At 65.7% G+C, this 15,943-nt stretch carries 14 protein-coding genes and 1 pseudogene; 8 read left to right on the top strand and 7 right to left on the bottom strand.

What is annotated here, in order from left to right; genetic code table 11:
- Positions 1-40 precede the first annotated feature (40 nt).
- From hemB to RIA72_RS14925, 3 genes are read left to right on the top strand one after another with little or no spacing between them, the layout of a single operon-like run.
- Positions 41-1,039, top strand: a complete 999-nt coding sequence (gene hemB, locus RIA72_RS14935) for a porphobilinogen synthase (protein WP_350032864.1) — start codon at positions 41-43, stop codon at positions 1,037-1,039.
- A gap of 4 nt (positions 1,040-1,043) precedes the next feature.
- On the top strand, positions 1,044-3,302 hold the full coding sequence (locus RIA72_RS14930; protein ID WP_350032863.1) for a fused MFS/spermidine synthase: 2,259 nt from the start codon (positions 1,044-1,046) through the stop codon (positions 3,300-3,302).
- Positions 3,299-3,850: a gamma carbonic anhydrase family protein gene (locus tag RIA72_RS14925; protein WP_350032862.1), complete on the top strand. Its 552-nt coding sequence runs from the start codon at positions 3,299-3,301 to the stop codon at positions 3,848-3,850. The genes RIA72_RS14930 and RIA72_RS14925 overlap by 4 nt, the downstream gene beginning before the upstream one ends.
- 99 nt (positions 3,851-3,949) lie before the next feature.
- Here the strand turns inward: RIA72_RS14925 and RIA72_RS14920 are convergent, their stop codons facing one another.
- The 6 genes from RIA72_RS14920 to RIA72_RS14895 form a co-directional block, all read right to left on the bottom strand.
- Entirely contained in the window at positions 3,950-4,522 is a 573-nt protein-coding gene (locus RIA72_RS14920; RefSeq protein ID WP_350032861.1) for a urate hydroxylase PuuD, read from the bottom strand.
- A gap of 163 nt (positions 4,523-4,685) precedes the next feature.
- Positions 4,686-5,360: an inner membrane-spanning protein YciB gene (locus RIA72_RS14915; protein ID WP_350032860.1), complete on the bottom strand. Its 675-nt coding sequence runs from the start codon at positions 5,358-5,360 to the stop codon at positions 4,686-4,688.
- Positions 5,357-6,283, bottom strand: coding sequence for a signal recognition particle-docking protein FtsY (gene ftsY, locus RIA72_RS14910; RefSeq protein WP_350032859.1), 927 nt, complete (start codon positions 6,281-6,283; stop codon positions 5,357-5,359). Before ftsY ends, RIA72_RS14915 begins: the two co-directional genes overlap by 4 nt.
- Entirely contained in the window at positions 6,280-7,545 is a 1,266-nt protein-coding gene (locus RIA72_RS14905) for a MiaB/RimO family radical SAM methylthiotransferase (protein WP_350032858.1), read from the bottom strand. The genes ftsY and RIA72_RS14905 overlap by 4 nt, the downstream gene beginning before the upstream one ends.
- Positions 7,542-8,348, bottom strand: a complete 807-nt coding sequence (gene dapF, locus RIA72_RS14900; RefSeq protein ID WP_350032857.1) for a diaminopimelate epimerase — start codon at positions 8,346-8,348, stop codon at positions 7,542-7,544. Before dapF ends, RIA72_RS14905 begins: the two co-directional genes overlap by 4 nt.
- A gap of 51 nt (positions 8,349-8,399) precedes the next feature.
- Positions 8,400-10,031: a putative bifunctional diguanylate cyclase/phosphodiesterase gene (locus tag RIA72_RS14895; RefSeq protein WP_350032856.1), complete on the bottom strand. Its 1,632-nt coding sequence runs from the start codon at positions 10,029-10,031 to the stop codon at positions 8,400-8,402.
- Between the two features lie 299 nt (positions 10,032-10,330).
- Here RIA72_RS14895 and ffh point away from each other — a divergent pair, with 299 nt between their 5' ends.
- The 5 genes and pseudogenes from ffh to RIA72_RS14870 all read left to right on the top strand — a co-directional run bounded on the left by ffh (position 10,331) and on the right by RIA72_RS14870 (position 15,622).
- A complete protein-coding gene (ffh, locus tag RIA72_RS14890) occupies positions 10,331-11,788 on the top strand; it encodes a signal recognition particle protein (RefSeq protein WP_350032855.1) in 1,458 nt (485 codons plus the stop codon).
- 37 nt (positions 11,789-11,825) lie between these two features.
- A pseudogene (rpsP, locus tag RIA72_RS14885) lies at positions 11,826-12,275 on the top strand (30S ribosomal protein S16); the annotation flags it as partial.
- A gap of 132 nt (positions 12,276-12,407) precedes the next feature.
- The gene (gene rimM / locus RIA72_RS14880) at positions 12,408-12,899 is read left to right on the top strand and encodes a ribosome maturation factor RimM (protein ID WP_350032853.1); all 492 of its coding nucleotides are present in this window, start codon (positions 12,408-12,410) and stop codon (positions 12,897-12,899) included.
- Between the two features lie 190 nt (positions 12,900-13,089).
- Positions 13,090-13,974 (top strand): OmpA family protein, encoded by an 885-nt coding sequence (locus tag RIA72_RS14875; RefSeq protein ID WP_350032852.1) that lies wholly within the window; start codon positions 13,090-13,092, stop codon positions 13,972-13,974.
- 130 nt (positions 13,975-14,104) lie between these two features.
- On the top strand, positions 14,105-15,622 hold the full coding sequence (locus tag RIA72_RS14870; protein ID WP_350032851.1) for a serine hydrolase domain-containing protein: 1,518 nt from the start codon (positions 14,105-14,107) through the stop codon (positions 15,620-15,622).
- A 76-nt stretch (positions 15,623-15,698) separates the two neighbouring features.
- Here RIA72_RS14870 and RIA72_RS14865 read toward each other — a convergent pair whose 3' ends face one another.
- Positions 15,699-15,890, bottom strand: a complete 192-nt coding sequence (locus RIA72_RS14865; RefSeq protein WP_350032850.1) for a hypothetical protein — start codon at positions 15,888-15,890, stop codon at positions 15,699-15,701.
- Positions 15,891-15,943: the final 53 nt, after the last annotated feature.

Genomic DNA, 15,943 nt, shown 5'->3' with positions numbered 1-15,943 from the left:
ATCCATTTGCCACGCGCCGCGCCGCCGCTATGCACCCTGCATGACCCACGCCCCGTTTCCTGATCTGCGCCTGCGCCGCACGCGCCGCACCGGCTGGAGCCGCGCGATGGTGCGCGAAACGCACTTGTCGCCCGCGAACCTCATCTGGCCGCTTTTCGTCTGCGACGGTTCGGAGACGGAGCAACCGATCGCGAGCCTGCCCGGCGTATCGCGCTGGTCGGTCGACCGGCTCGTCGCGCGCGCACGCGATGCGGTCGCGGCGGGCATCCCGTGCCTCGCGCTCTTTCCCTATACGCAGGTCGACCGGCGCAGCGCCGATGGCGTGGAGGCGCTCAATCCCGATAACCTCATGTGCCGCGCGACGGCCGCGATCAAGCAGGCGCTCGGCGACGAGATCGGCATCCTCACCGACGTGGCGCTCGATCCCTATACCAGCCACGGGCAGGACGGGCTGATCGACGATAGCGGCTATGTGGCGAACGATGCGACGGTCGAGATACTCGTCGGGCAGGCGCTCAACCAGGCGCGCGCCGGGGCCGACATCATCGCGCCCAGCGACATGATGGACGGCCGCGTCGGCGCGATCCGGCAGGCGCTGGAGGGCGAAGGCTTCGGCCATGTCCAGATCATGAGCTATGCCGCCAAATATGCCTCGGCCTTCTATGGCCCGTTTCGCGACGCCGTTGGCTCGCGCGGCCTTCTGAAAGGCGACAAAAAGACCTATCAGATGGACCCCGCAAATGCCGAGGAAGCGCTGCGCGAGGTGGCACAGGATCTGGCCGAGGGCGCCGACAGCGTTATGGTCAAGCCCGGCCTGCCCTATCTCGACATCGTGCGTGCGGTGAAGGACAATTTCGCGGTGCCCGTCTACGCCTATCAGGTGTCGGGCGAATATGCGATGATCGAGGCCGCGGCGGCGGCCGGCGCGGGCGACCGCGATGCGCTGATCCTCGAAACGCTGCTCGCCTTCCGCCGCGCGGGCGCATCGGGCGTGCTCAGCTATCACGCGCTCGACGCGGCGCGGCTGCTCGGCGCATGATGCGATGATCGCGCCGCGTTCGCCGCGCCGCTGGCTGTTCGTGCTGACGATCCTCGTCGGCAGCTTTCTGCTGTTCCTCGTGCAGCCGATGGTCGCGCGCATGGTGCTGCCCAAATTGGGCGGTGCGCCGATGGTGTGGAACAGCGCGATGCTCGTCTATCAGGCGCTGCTTCTCGGCGGCTATGCCTATGCGCATTGGCTGGGGCGTTTTGCCGTGCGGCGGCAGGCGATGATCCATCTCGCGCTTTTCCTCGTCGCGGCGCTGTGGCTTCCGATCGGCATCGCCCAGATCGGATCGCCGGGGCCGGGGCAGGAGGCGCTGTGGGTTCCGCTCCTGCTCTTTGCATCGATCGGGCCGGTCTTTTTCATGGTCTCGGCGCAGGCGCCGCTGATGCAGCGCTGGTTCGCCACCGATCCGCGCGCCGGCGATCCCTATTATCTTTATGCTGCATCGAACCTCGGCAGTTTTGCCGGGCTCATCAGCTATCCGGCGCTCGTCGAACCCAATATGCCGCTTGCGGCGCAAAGCTGGAGCTGGAGCGCGGGTTATGCGGTCCTCGTGCTGCTCGTCGCCGGGGCGGCGGCGGCGCGCTGGCATGGCGGCGCCGAAAGCCATGCCGACGAAAAGAACGGCGAACCGCGGCCGACGTTGCGGCGCCAGCTGCACTGGCTGCTGATCGCGGCGGTGCCCTCGGGGCTGATGCTTTCGACGACGACGCACCTCACAACCGACATTGTCGCAATGCCGCTGTTGTGGGTTCTTCCGCTCGGTCTTTACCTGCTCAGCTTCGTCATTGCTTTCTCCACCCTCGCGCGCCCGACCGAGATCATCACGCTGCTGGCGCCGGTGGTGCTGCTCGCCATCGGCGGGCTCGGGCTTCTGAGTTCGGGCGGGGGGTCGATGATGGTCGCGCTCGCCAGCCTTGCGATGCTGTTCGTCGTCGCCACCGCGCTGCACGGTTATCTTTATTATCTGCGCCCGGCGGCGCAGCATCTGACCCTATTCTATCTTCTCATGTCGGCGGGCGGGGTGCTCGGCGGACTTTTCGCGGCGCTCGTCGCGCCGCTGCTGTTCGACTGGGTTTACGAACATCCACTGCTGATCCTCGGCGCGGCGATGCTGTTGCCGCTGCCGGCGCTCCTTCCGTGGGACAAATGGCTGGGGATCGAAGCCAGGACAGCGCGCGTTGCGGCATTCTTGCTCGTGGGGATCGCGGCGCTCGCGGCGTGGAACATGGTCGGTCGCTGGACCGGCCGCCTCGACGGCGACCTCGCGCCCTGGGGCATTGCGATTTTTGTCATCGGGATTCTCGTCACCGGCTGGCGCTGGGCCTATGTATCCGCGCTCGCGCTGTTGATGCTCGGCGTCGGCGGGTGGGACACGATCCAGGAAAGCTTCACCGGCGCGCGCGTGCGCAGCTATTTCGGCGTCTATACCGTCACCGACTATCCCGGCGCCCATCAACGCCGCCTCGCCCATGGCACGACGCTGCACGGGCTTCAGCGCACCGACGCCGATCACCGGCGCGAGCCCACGACCTATTATGGTTCGCAATCGGGTGTCGGGCTGACCCTTGCCCGGGCCGAAGCGCTGGCGGGACCCGATGCCGCGATCGGGATCGTCGGGCTGGGTGCGGGGACGCTCGCCTGCTATCGCAAGGCGGGACAGGATTGGACGATCTTCGAAATCGACCCGGTGATGGTCGACATCGCGCGCGATCCTGCCAAATTCACCTTTCTTTCCGATTGCGCGCCCGACGCTTCGATCGTCGTCGGCGATGCGCGCCTGCAGATCGCAGGCCAGCCGCCGGGGCGTTTCGACATTATCGTGATCGACGCTTTTTCGTCCGATGCGATCCCGCTGCACCTGCTGACCAGCGAAGCGATCGGCATTTATGCGCGCGCGATGAAGCCTGACGGCATTTTGCTCGTCCATATTTCCAACCGCTTTTTCGGGCTCGAACCCGTGCTGGCGGCAGAAGCGAAGGCGCGGGGCTGGAGCGCGGCGATCCGCATGGATCCCGGCCCGCAGAACGGCAGCGACCTTAGCGATCTGACCGCGTCGAACTGGGTCGCGCTGACCGCGGCGCCGGACCGCATGGCGCAATTGACCGGCGGCATCCGTCCGCGCGAAGAGGCCTTTGCTGACGGCGCCTGGGTCGCGCTGGCGGGCGAGGCGAATTTCGAGCGTTGGACCGACGATTATTCTTCGACGCTGCCGGTGCTCATCTGGAAAAATATCATCGGAGGCCGCGACGAATGAGCGACATCAGCATTATCAGCGTCAATGGCAAGACGCCGCAGATCGACCCCAGCGCGTTCATCGCGCCGGGCTGCCGGATCATCGGCGACGTGACCATCGGACCCGACGTCAGCATCTGGTATAATTGCGTGCTGCGCGCCGACGTCAGCCGCATCGTCGTCGGCGCGCGCTCGAACATCCAGGACGGCAGCGTCGTCCATTGCGACGGCCCGATGCCGCACCGGCCGGAAGGATTCCCGACGATCATCGGCGAGGATGTGCTGATCGGCCATATGGCGATGGTGCATGGCTGTACGCTGGCGCCCCGTGCCTTCGTCGGGCTGAAGGCGACGGTGATGAACGGCTGCCGCATCGGCAGCGACGCGATGCTCGCCGCGGGCGCCTTGCTGACCGAGAACAAGGAAATTCCCGATCGCGAACTCTGGGCCGGGTCGCCCGCGCGGCGCGTGCGCGAGATCGACGATGCGCAGGCGGCGGGAATGCAGCTGGGCGTTGCCCATTATGTGCTGAACGGCCGCACGCACAAGGCGGCGGTGGAGCAAGGTTAGGGTCCTGACCCTAACAACCTAAGCCGCTCGACACGAACGGGAAAAAAAGGGGCGCTCCGGTATTCCGAAGCGCCCCTGTTGATTTCCTGTTGCGGTGGTTTAGCTGAAATTCACCATCGCATAGAGCATCGGGATCGACAGCAGCGTGTTGGTCCGCGAAAAGATCATTGCGGTTCGTGCCGCCTTGACCTTGGCCGCATCGTCGGCTTCGACGATGCCCAGCGCCTTTTTCTGGTTCGGCCAGATCAGGAACCAGACGTTGAACGCCATGATCAGCCCCAGCCACATGCCCGCGCCGATCAGCCGATAAGGATCCTGGAAGGTGAGCGCCGGGATCGCATATTTGGCGTGAAAAGCGATGGCGAGGCCGAACAGCACGGTCGCTGCCGCCGCCCAGCGGAACCAGAAGAGCGCGGCAGGCGCGATATGCTTGCCCACCGCGGGTTTCAGTTCGGCCGGGATCTTCGGCATCGTCGGCATCTGGACGAAATTGAAATAATAGAGCAGACCGATCCACAGCACGCCGAAGAAGGTGTGGAGCCAGCGCATGATCGCATTGCCCGCGGCCATGCCATCCTCGAAATTCTGGCCGTTGAGCCAGAGCATCAGGACGATCGCGAGCACCAGTCCGGTGCCCAGAACGGCGTGCAGATTACCGAAAAACTTGTCCATGGCATTTCCCCCTGCTTATCGCGGCGCCGTGTGCGACCCGGAGCCGGTGCGATAGATATGCCAGCGGCGGAGACATGCCTCAAGCTTGCATTGTATCGATTCTCCCGGTGCCGGCGGCGTGCCAACGGCGCTGCCGCCATCGCAGCAGCGATAAGCCGGGGTATCAGCCCTTTTCGGGTGCCTCTTCGGGCACCGCGAGGCCGTTTTTCAGCATCACCGGAACCTGGCTCAAGGTAAAGAGGAAGGACAGCGCGGTGACGCCCCAGACCTTGATCGTCAGCCACAGGTCGAAGCTCATCTGCTTTGCCTGGATCAGCTCGTACATCACATGATTGGCGATGCCGAGCGTCGCAAAGAACAGGCCCCAGTTGCGCGAGAGAAGAAGCCACCCCCGTTCGGTCAGCCCTTCCAGCGCCGATTGCAGGAGATATTTGAGCATCGGCCGCCCGAACCACCAGCCGCCGAGCAGCATCGCGGCAAAGGCGCCATAGATGATCGTCGGCTTCATCACGATAAAGCGTTCGTCGTGGAACCAGATGGTCAGCGCGCCGAAACCGAGGACGAGGACGCTCGACATCCACAGCATCGGCGAAATCTTGCCGAGTTTCCACTTCGACACCGTCATCGCGACGACGATCGCGACCATGAACGCGACCGTGCCCTTGATCGCCGCCGTCGTCGCGGCAAAGGCGCCTTCGCCGCCCGATGCGAATTTATAGGCGAGGAAGAAAACGAGCAACGGCCCGAAGTCGATCGCGAAGTTGAGCCACCCATGTTGGGCGCGCGGCGGCGCGGGGACGGGCTCGGGACCGGTCGGCGGCATGTCGGGGGCACTCATCGAATATTTCCTGCAATAATGCCGGCGATCTCGTCGGCGTCGAAGGGGCGCAGATCCTCCATCGTCTCGCCGATGCCGATCGCGTGGATCGGCAGGCCGTGACGCTCTGCCGCTGCCACGAGAACGCCGCCGCGCGCGGTGCCGTCGAGCTTGGTCATCACAAGACCCGTGACCCCCGCAACCTCGCGGAACACGTCGATCTGGGACAGCGCATTCTGTCCCGTCGTCGCGTCGAGCACGAGCACGACGTCGTGCGGCGCGGCGGGGTTGAGGCGGCCGAGCACGCGCTTGATCTTGGCCAGTTCGTCCATCAGCTCGCGCTTGTTCTGAAGCCGGCCGGCGGTATCGACGATGAGCACGTCGATGCCCGTCGCGGTCGCCTGTTTCACCGCATCGAACACGATGCCGGCGCTGTCGCCGCCCTCGGGGCCCGCCATGATCGGCACGCCGAGCCGTTCGGCCCAGACCTTCAATTGCCCGATCGCCGCCGCGCGGAACGTATCGCCCGCCACCAGCATCACGCCATAATCCTGTTCCTGGAACAGATGCGCGAGCTTCGCGATCGTGGTGGTCTTGCCCGACCCGTTGACCCCGATGACAAGGATGACCTGCGGGCGAGGGAAGGCGTCGATGTCGAGCGGTTCGGCGACGGGGCGCAGGACCGCGCCAATCTGTTCGGCGACAAGCTTACGCAAATCCTCGGTCCCGTTCGCGGCGATGTCGCGCCGTTCGGACAGCCGATCGCGGATGCGCGCGGCCATGGCGGGGCCAAGGTCGGCGGTGATCAGCGCCTCCTCGATCCGGTCGAGATCATCCTCGTCGAGCCGCGCCTTGCCGGTCAGGCCGGCGAGATTCTCGCCAAGCCGCTCGGAGGTACGGCGAAAGCCGCCGAGCAGCCTTTCACTCCAGCTTTTGCCGGTCATGCGGCAATGTCCTTTTCTTGCGCAGGGGTCGCGACCATGCGGTCGCCGTCGCGCGCGATCAGGCGCACGTCGATGATGGTGCCGGGCGCGGCGGGGGCAGACAGCGTCACGGCGACGAAATTTTCGGCGTGGCCGGTCAGCCCGTCGCGCTCGACGAGCATCGATGCCGTCCGTCCGGCCTGGCTGTCGAGCCAGTCCTGCCGCCGCCGCGCATTGGCGGCGCGCAGCGTTGCCGCACGCTCGCGCGCGATCGCGCGGCCAACCTGCGGCATCCGCGCCGCGGGTGTCCCGGCGCGCGCACTGTACGGAAAGATATGGCCAAAGACGATGTCGCAATCGTCGATCAGCGCCAGCGAATTCGCGAACATCGCGTCATCCTCGGTCGGAAAACCCGCGATCAGGTCGGCGCCGATCGCGATTTCGGGCCGCGCGGTCTTTAGCCGCTGGGTCAGGCGCACCGCGTCGCCGCGCCGGTGGCGGCGTTTCATGCGGGTCAGCACCATGTCGTCGCCGGCCTGCAACGACAGGTGGACGTGCGGCATCACGCGCGCTTCCTGCGTCAGCAAGGCGAAGAGCGCGTCGTCGATCCGGTCGGGGTCGAGCGACGAGAGGCGAAGCCGCTCGACCGGCAGCGTCAGCAAGGCTTCGACAAGTGCGGCGAGGCTCGTCCCGCTGTCGTCGCCATAGCTTGCGAGGTCGACGCCGGTGAGCACGATCTCGCGCTGCCCGCGCGCCAGCGCGGTGCGTGCGGACTCGACCACCGTTTCGACCGTCGCCGAGCGCGCTTTGCCCCGCGCCATCACGGTCGCGCAGAAGGTGCAGCTGTGCGAGCAGCCGGTCTGGACGCCCAGGAAGGCGCGCGCATGATCGGCGCCGGAGAGGGCGGGGACGTAGGACGACTGCATCCTGGAAATATCTGTGGGCTCCCGCCCTCGCGCGGACACAGGGGCTTGATAGCTCTCGGCCAGGCCCTTGACGTCGTTTCCGACGATCCGCGCGCCCATCGCTTCGAACGCGCCGCGATCCAGTTCCGCCGCGCACCCCGTCACCACCACCTCGGCGTCCGGCCGCTCACGCAGCGTGCGGCGCACCGCCTGGCGCACCTGGCGCACCGCTTCGTCGGTCACCGCGCAGCTGTTGAAGACGATCGTGTCGTGCGCGGCCGCACCCTCGACGGCCGCGCGAATCGCTTCACCCTCGGCAATGTTGAGCCGGCAACCGAAATTGACGACCTTCGGGCGGTCGACGCGGCCGGCAATCATCCGAACTGCGCCCAATCGGTCTCGCCTTCGAAAACGCGCGTCGCGGCGCCGCTCATCACGATCCGTTCGCCTGGTGCCCAGCGGATGACCAGATCCCCGCCGGGCAGCGAGATCGTCACCGGCGACTGGACCAGCCCCGCACGGATCGCGGCGACCGCGGTTGCACACGCGCCGGTGCCGCACGCCTGCGTCAACCCGACGCCGCGTTCCCATACGCGGAGCTGCAATTGATTCTCGCCATCGAGACTCGCGACATTGACGTTGACGCGTTCGGGAAACAGCGGGTCGGTTTCGATCCGCGGGCCCAATTGATCGAGCGCGACGGCATCGGCCTCGGGCACGAAAAAGACGATATGCGGATTGCCGACATTGACGCTCGCGCCATGTTCCAGCTCATCCCACGCGACGGGCATGTCGCGCGTGTCCATGGGCATCGCAAGCGGGATATGCTCCCAATCGAATATGGGCTCGCCCAGCGTCACTTCGGCACCCCCATCGGCGGGCGTGACGCGCAGCATCCCGCCCAGCGTCTCGATCACCGCGGGCTTGCCGATCAGCGTCGCGACGCAGCGCGTGGCATTGCCGCACGCTTCGACCTCGCTGCCGTCGGCGTTGAAGATGCGCATCTTCACATCGGCACTTGCAGAAGGTTCGAGCAGGATCAGCTGGTCGCACCCGATGCCGTGGCGGCGGTCGGCGATCGCATGGGCGCGTGCCGCCGTCATCTCGACGGCAGCCACGCGCGCGTCGATCACGACAAAGTCGTTGCCGAGGCCGTGCATCTTGGTGAAGCGGTCTGCCATAATCCGCGCATGTAGGGGCGCGGGCGAGCGAAGTCTAGCGAGGCGGCGCCGTTACGCCGTCTTGCGCAGCGACGTGTCGGCGCCGACGTCGGGAACCGTGGGGGGCAGCGTTGGGGTACGCAGTAGCCCCCGCCCGGCGAGCAGGCGGTTGGTGTCGGCTGCCGATGCCGCGCGGCCGAAATACCATCCCTGCCCCTTGGAACAGCCGAGCCGCGTCAGTTCGATTGCCGTCGCCTCATCCTCGATACCCTCGGCCGTGATCGGCATCGCAAGGCTTTCGCCCAGCCGCACGATCGCGACGACGATCGCCTGCGCATCGGGGCTTCCGCGCATCGCGGCGACGAAGCTGCGGTCGATCTTGATCCGGTCGAACGGCAGCGCGCGCAGGTGCGACAGCGAGCTGTAGCCGGTACCGAAATCGTCGAGGCTCAGCGAGACGCCCTGATTTTTGAGGCTGGTGACGATCGATCGAACGAGCGGCAGATTGTCGAACAGCGAGCTTTCGGTGATCTCGACCTCGAGCTGCGCGGCGGGAAACCCCGTTTCGACGAGCAGCTTGGTAAGCTTTTGGCTGAACCAAGGATCTTTCAGCTGCTGCGGGGCAATATTGACCGCAAGAATGATGGAGGGATCCCAGTCCTTGGCGATTTCCATTGCATCGCGGATCACGCGAAGCGACAATTCGCCGATCAGCCCGCTTTCCTCGGCCACCGGGATAAAGCGTTCGGGCGGGATCATGCCATATTCGGGCGAGTCCCAGCGCATCAGCATTTCAAAGCCGACAAGGCGGCCCGATGCGATGTCGACCTGTGGCTCGAAATGCGGAACGAACTCGCCGCGCGGCATGCCTTCGCGGATGCCCGTCTCGATCTGGTTGCGGACCTGAACCGCCATTTCCATGCCCTGCTCGAACCAGATGTGACGGTTCCGGCCTTCATCCTTGCCATGATACATGGCGATATCGGCCTGGCGGACCATCGTTTCCATCGTCACGCTGGCATCGGCGGCCAGGGCGATGCCGAGCGAGGCGCCGATATGGATCTGCTGGGCGTCGTGGATGATCTTGTTGTCGAGCGCGACCACCAGTTCCGCCGCCAGCGCGTCGATGTCGCCGCGCGCCGCGGGGTCAAAGGCCATCATTGCGACAAATTCGTCCCCGCCCAGCCGTGCCTTGGCGGCGCTGGGCGGCAGCACCGCCGCGATGCGTTCGGCCGCGACCTGCAGCACCCGGTCGCCCGCAGCATGGCCGTGGATGTCGTTCACCGTCTTGAAATGGTCGAGATCGAGCAGGAAAAGCGCAACTTCGCGCTCTTCGCGCACAGCCTCGGCGATCATCCGCTGGCCGGTCACAAGGAGCGCCCGGCGATTGAGAAAGCCCGTGAGCGGGTCGGTATCGGCAAGGTAGCGCGCGCGTTGTTCGGCCTCGGTGCGTTCGCGAATCTCGCGGTTAAGGTCGTTGTAGCGGCGCCAGCCGAACAGGATCAGTGCGATATTGAGCACCAGCGCGGTCGCGAGCACGCGGTCGGGACCGCCGCCGATGCCGATCAGCGCGCGGACGGCCGCCTGCATCACATTGCCGCCCGTGCCGATGAACAGCAGGATGGCGGCAACGACGATGCCCCCTGTGATGATGTCGCGTCTGGCGCCTTCGCTGCGGTCCAATGGCTTTGGCGTCGAATTCATATGAGATTGTCCCACCCTCGGTTCGCCTTATGGCCCCGGAGCGGTGAAATTTGGGTTAAGTGTGCTTGTCCCTGTCGCACGGCGATGGGGTGGCGGTCGCGGTGCGGGGGTGGGAAGGACCGGCCGCCCTTGCTTTCCGTGCCGCTTTTGCGTAAGGGCCGCTCCGTCCGGGTGCGCTTTGCGCCGGGGCATATCGACATCCGCGACGGAGCATCTGTCCACGGATAGCCGCTGGTTGGCGAGGTTTCGCTCACCGGCGTCTTTTGCGTTGCGGGCTGTCAGAAGGGATTTGAAGGCGCATGTTCGACAGTCTGAGCAATCGGCTTGGCGATGTTTTCGGAAAGCTCCGCGGCCGCGGCGCGCTGACCGAGGCCGATGTGCGCGCGGCGATGCGCGAAGTGCGAATCGCCCTGCTCGAAGCCGATGTCGCGCTGCCCGTCGTGCGCAGCTTCGTCGATCAGGTCACCGAACTCGCGATCGGCCAGAATGTCCTGCGCTCGGTTACGCCGGGGCAGCAGGTGGTCAAGATCGTCAGCGACGCGCTGACCGAGATGCTCGGTTCCGAAACCGCCGAGCTCGACCTCAATGTCGCGCCGCCTGCGGTCATCATGATGGTCGGCCTACAGGGATCGGGCAAGACGACGACGACCGCCAAGATCGCGAAGCGGCTGAAGGACAAGGAGCGCAAGAAGGTGCTGATGGCGTCGCTCGACGTCAACCGCCCTGCGGCGCAGGAGCAGCTGGCGGTCCTCGGCACGCAGATCGACGTCGCGACCCTGCCGATCGTCGCGGGTCAGCAGCCGGTCGAGATCGCACAGCGCGCCATGCAGGCCGCGAAGCTTCAGGGCTTTGACGTTCTGATGCTCGACACAGCGGGCCGCCTCCACGTCGATCAGCAATTAATGGACGAGATGCAGGCGGTGTCGCGCACGGCGAACCCGGCTGAAACCCTGCTCGTCGTCGACAGCCTGACCGGGCAGGACGCGGTGCAGGTCGCACAGCGCTTCACCGATCAGGTGCCGCTCACCGGCGTTGTCCTGACCCGCATGGACGGCGACGCGCGCGGCGGCGCCGCGCTGTCGATGCGTGCGGTCACGGGCAAGCCGATCAAATTCGCGGGCACGGGCGAGAAACTCGACGGGCTCGAACTCTTCCAGCCGTCGCGCATCGCGGGCCGCATCCTCGGCATGGGCGACGTCGTCAGCCTTGTCGAACGCGCCGCCGAAACGATCCAGGCCGAAGAGGCCGAGGCGATGGCGAAGAAGATGGCGAAGGGTCAATTCGACCTCGACGATCTTCGTACGCAATTGGGCCAGATGCGCCGCATGGGCGGCATCGGCGCGCTCGCGGGGATGATCCCCGGTCTTAAAAAGGCGCAGGCGGCGGTGGCGCAGAGCGGCGTCGACGACAAGACGCTGATCCACATGGACGCGATCATGGGATCGATGACGCCCAAGGAACGCGCCAATCCCGCGATTATCAATGCAAAACGCAAGATTCGCATTGCCAACGGGTCGGGCACGACGGTGCAACAGGTGAACAAGGTGCTCAAGATGCATCAGGAAATGTCCACCGCGATGAAGAAAATCCGCAAGATGGGCGGACTCAAGGGCCTGGGCGCGCTGTTCGGCCGCGGCGGGGGCATCCCCGGAATGCCCGGCCTGGGCGGTGGCGGAATGGGCGGCGGCGGCCTTCCCGGTCTCGGCGGCGGAGCGATCCCGCCGGACCTCGCCAATCTGATGAATAAAAAGAAATAACCCCGACAACCGAAGTTAGAAGTAAAAGGAAAATATCATGGCTACCTCCATTCGCCTTGCACGCGGCGGTTCGAAAAAGCGTCCCTATTACAAGATCGTCGTTGCCGATTCGCGGTCCCCGCGCGATGGCCGCTTCATCGAGCGCATCGGCAGCTACAACCCGCTGCTCGCCAAGGATGATCCGGAGCGGGTGAAGCTCGACGCCGACCGCGCGAAGCACTGGATTTCGGTAGGGGCGCAGCCGACCGACCGGGTCGCTCGCTTCCTCGACGCCGCCGGTATCAAGGAACGTGCCGCGCGCAACAATCCGAAGAAGGCCGAGCCCGGCGAAAAGGCCAAGGAGCGCGCCGAAGAAAAGGCCGCAAAGCTGGCCGAGGCCGAAGAGGCTGCAAAGGAAGCGGCTGCCGCTCCGGCTGAAGAGGCGCCCGAAGCCGCTGCCGAGTCGGATGCGACGGGTTCGGTGAAGAGCGAAGAAACCGCCGAGGCCGTCGCCGACGCGGTCGCCGACGAAGTCCCCGCCGATGCGACCGCCGAAGACGCGACCGCGATCGCCGAGGAAGTCGCCGAAGGCGGCCCGGTGGCGCCCGAAGCCGAAGAAAAGGCCGAAGGCTAAGTCCATATGAACGCCGACCGCCCCGTTACCCTCGCCGCCATTGCGGGCGCGCATGGGGTGTGGGGCGAGGTGCGGCTCAAATTGTTCGGCGAAGGCGCGGAGGCCCTCCGCGCCTTTTCCGTGTTCGACGCGGGCGGTGCCAAGCTGACGCTGAAATCGGTGCGCCCCACCAACCAGGGCGCGGTTGCGCGTTTCGCCGAAATCGCGGACCGCAGCGCCGCCGAGGCGCTGCGCGGCACGGTGCTGACCGTCCCGCGCTCGGCGCTGCCCCCGCTGGGTGAGGGCGAATATTATCATCACGACCTGATCGGCCTGCCGTGCGTGTCGACCGACGGAACGGCGATCGGACACGTCGCGGCGGTCGAGAATTTCGGCGCGGGCGACATCCTCGAAATCGAACGGCCCGGCGGCAAGCGTTTCATGGTGCCGATGACGGTGCAGGCGGTTCCTGCGTGGAACGCCGATGCGGTGACGGTGAACGCGGCGTTCGTCGAATAGCCTCGCTGCGGCAAGGCTTATCCAAACCTCCTGGCAGCGCTGAAGCGCCCCTGAAGCCTGTGTAGCCTCGGCTCGCCGTAGAATGCGCTCAAATGACCGGCGTAACGCTTCAACGGCCTTGCCCGAAACCATCGGCTCGCGGAAAGGACGAGGCGATCACGCGGGGGCGGCTCATTGAAGGAGTAGGATAATGAGTGCGGTTTCCAAAAGTCCGAAATGGCTGTTGCTGCTGACCATGCTGGCCGTTCCGGCGACGGGCAGCCTCGCCATGCAGGCGCAGGACGACGGCAGCGAAGGCGATGTCATGGCCACCGTCTATGGCCAGCGGATGCCCGATCCGTCGGAAATGGCAAAAGGCCCCGACGTTGAAGGCATCATCTCGGCGCGCAGCGGCAATCAGATTCAGGTCACGGCCGCCGATGGCGCCAAAACGGTGCTGATCGTCAACGAAAATACGCGCGTTAAGTCCAGCGGCGGCTTCCTCGGTTTGAGCCGCGACAAGCTGGCGGCCGATGCGCTGCTCAACGGCCTGCCCGTCAAGGTCGAAACCCGGCAATGGGAAGGCGGCCTGTTCGCGAACGAGGTCGATCTCAAAAGCAAGGATTTGAGGACGGCGTCGATGATCCACACCGGCACCGATCAGCGCTTTGCCGAGCAGACCGCGGCGACCGAAGCGCTGCGCAGCCGCGTCGGCGACATCGATCAATATAATGTCAAAACCACCACAAACGTGAATTTCGACGTGGGCAAGGCGGCGCTGTCGGCGCAGGCCAAGGCCGAGCTTTGCGCGACCGCGACCGCGGCGGACGCCATGGACAATGCGCTGTTGCTCGTCGTCGGCTACACCGACTCGACCGGAAGCCAGGAATTCAACCAGGTGCTCAGCGAAAGGCGCGCGGGCGCCGTGGTCAACCATCTGCAACAGGCGTGCGGCTGGAAGCCCTATCGGATGCTCACGCCCACCGGCATGGCCGAAGCCGATCCGGCCGCCGACAATGCGACCCCGGAAGGCAAGGCGCAGAACCGCCGCGTCGCGGTCAATGTGCTGGTCAGCAAGGGACTCGACGGCATCTGATGTCTTTTTTTGGAGGGGCGGGCGTCGTGGTCTGCCCCTCTTTTGTTGCCGATCGGCAGCAATTCCATTCGGCGATTGTTGTCTCCCCGGCCGGTTGCTAGCCTGGCATTTTCCATCGCAGGAGAATGCCATGCGCTTGCGACCAGCCGTTTCGATTGCTCTTTTGCTGGGGTGCGCGCATCCCGCTGCGGCGCAGGAGGGCGGGGCCGATAGCCTTGGTCCGCTGGCACCCCGGATCGACGCGCTCTTTGCCCAATATCAGGCCGAACAGCATGTGCCGGGCATGGTCTATGGCGTCGTCGCGGGCGGCCGCCTCGCCTATGTGAAGGGCATCGGCGTACAGAGCCTGACCGACCGGCGTCCGGTGACGCCCGACAGCCTGTTCCGCATCGCGTCGATGACCAAGGCGTTCACGGCGCTCGCCATCCTGAAACTGCGCGACGACGGCAAGCTCCGCCTCGACGACCTGGCCGAGGATCATGTGCCCGAAATGAAGGGCTGGCGCTATCCGACCGCGGACAGTCCGCGCATCCGGGTGCGCGACCTGCTCCATCATGTCGGCGGCCTCGTCACCGACGATCCATGGGGCGATCGGCAACAGATTTTTCCGCAGGACGATTTTACGCGGATGATCGCCGCCGGCGTTCCGTTCAGCCGCGTGCCGCAAAGCAGTCATGAATATTCCAACCTCGGCTATGCGCTGCTCGGCCGCATCGTCGCCAATGCGTCGGGCACGACCTATGCCGACTATGTTCGCCGGACGATCCTTACCCCGCTCGGCATGACGTCGAGCGGATTCGACGTCGGCCGGGCGCCGAAAGAGCGCACCGCCATCGGTTATCGCTGGGAAAATGAACGCTGGTCGGTCGAACCCGAAATGGCCGATGGCGCCTTCAATGCGATGGGCGGGCTTCAGGTGAGCGCGAACGACTATGCCAAATGGGTCGTCTTCCTGCTTTCGGCCTGGCCCGCGCGCGACGAACCCGATAGCGGGCCCGTCAAGCGCGCAACGGTGCGCGAAATGGCGCAGGGCCTCAATTTCATCAGCGTCGCCCATCGGATCGGTGCGAGCGGCGCCACCGCGTGCAAGCAGGCCGCCGCCTATGGCATGGGGTGGCGCGTTGCGCAGGATTGCGACCTCGGCCTCACGCTGGCGCATGGCGGCGGCTATCCGGGCTATGGCAGCCACATCATGCTGATGCCCGATCGCGGCGTCGGCATCTTTGCGATGGCGAACCGCACCTATGCGGGCCCATCGGCGCCCGCGTGGGACACGGCGGTCGCGATGGACAAGGCCGGGCTGCTCAAATCGCGCGCCGTGCCGGTTTCGCCTGCGGTGGCGGACGCCTATGCCGCCGCCAAGGCCGCCTATGCTGCCGGGAATCTCGGACCGCTCGAAGGGCGGTTGGCGATGAATTTCCTGATGGACCGTTCGGCAGAAAATTGGGCTGTGGAGCTTGCGCGGCTGAAACGCGAAGTCGGCGACTGTTCGGCCGACGAGCCGCTTGCGCCGCTGGGCGCGATGTCGGCCAGCTTTCGCCTTCGCTGCGAAAAGGGGCAGCTCGACGGGACGCTTTTGCTCGCGCCGACGACGCCCGAGACGGTTCAGGCGCTGCGCTTTCGCATCGTGCCGGCCGAACGCAAATGATGGAAACGGGACGGGGCCTTGGCAAGGGACGGCCCCGTCCCGTTTCTTCCCGGACCCAAGAGGGGAGGGCGGGAAATCACTGCGCGCGGCGGCGCGGGCGCCGGCCGCAACGGCTGAAGAATACGTCCGTGCCCGGTACATTGGCCGGACGGATATATTCGCCGAGGCGGCGGAAGGGTTCGGTCAGCCAATCGATGGCGCGGGTGATGTCGGCGCTGAAACGATCATGACCGTCATTCCAAACGCGCATGAACTGCTCGTCTTTCATCGTTCATCTCCTTTCGCTGATGCCGCCCAGATGCGCCTTTCCGTGCCGCGCCG

This window comes from Sphingopyxis sp., from assembly GCF_040216815.1.
Lineage (GTDB): Bacteria > Pseudomonadota > Alphaproteobacteria > Sphingomonadales > Sphingomonadaceae > Sphingopyxis.
The sequence above is the reverse complement of the archived record's forward strand: the minus strand, read 5'-3'. Positions and strand labels throughout refer to the sequence as shown.